A 1,030-nucleotide genomic window follows, 5' to 3' on the forward strand; every position below is an offset into this window, starting at 1 on the left:
GAGCGCGCTGAGCAGGATCCTGAGTAGGTCGGGACACGAGGAATCCCGATTGAAGCAGCGAGGACCATCTCGCAAGGCTAAATACTACATTGTGACCGATAGTGAACCAGTACCGTGAGGGAAAGGTGAAAAGAACCCCGGGAGGGGAGTGAAAGAGAACCTGAAACCGTGTGCCTACAAATAGTCAAAGCCCATTAAAGGGTGATGGCGTGCCTTTTGTAGAATGAACCGGCGAGTTACGTTAGCTAGCGAGGTTAAGTCAGAAAAGACGGAGCCGGAGCGAAAGCGAGTCTGAAGAGGGCGCAGCAGTTAGCTGACGTAGACCCGAAACCAAGTGACCTACCCATGACCAGGTTGAAGGTGCGGTAAAGCGCACTGGAGGACCGAACCCACGTAAGTTAAAAATTGCGGGGATGAGTTGTGGGTAGCGGTGAAATTCCAAACGAACTTGGAGATAGCTGGTTCTCTCCGAAATAGCTTTAGGGCTAGCCTGGTGCCAGGACGATCATGGAGGTAGAGCACTGTTTGGACGAAGGGCCCGTCAGGGGTTACTGAATTCAGATAAACTGCGAATTCCAGAGATCGGGGCACTGGAGTCAGACTGCGAGTGATAAGATCCGTAGTCGAAAGGGAAACAGCCCAGATCACCAGTTAAGGTCCCCAAATCTATGCTAAGTGGAAAAGGATGTGGAGTTGCGTAGACAACTAGGATGTTGGCTCAGAAGCAGCCATCATTAAAAGAGTGCGTAATAGCTCACTAGTCGAGTGACGCTGCGCCGAAAATTTACCGGGGCTAAGCATAGTACCGAAACTGTGGATGTGCAGTAATGCACGTGGTAGGAGAGCGTTCTAAATGCGGCGAAGCTTAACTGTGAAGATAAGTGGAGCGTTTAGAAGTGAGAATGCCGGTATGAGTAGCGCAAGATAGGTGAGAATCCTATCCGCCGAAAGACTAAGGTTTCCTGGGGCAGGCTCGTCCGCCCAGGGTAAGTCGGGACCTAAGGCAAGGCCGAAAGGCGTAGTCGATGGA

General features: G+C 51.6%; 1 rRNA gene. It reads left to right on the forward strand.

Annotation, left to right across the window (positions count from 1 at the left end):
* Window positions 1-1,030: ribosomal RNA gene (locus H3U49_RS09765) — 23S ribosomal RNA — on the forward strand; the annotation flags it as partial.

It is taken from the genome of Lactobacillus sp. W8174 (assembly GCF_016100975.1).
GTDB classification, from domain to species: Bacteria; Bacillota; Bacilli; order Lactobacillales; family Lactobacillaceae; genus Lactobacillus; species Lactobacillus juensis.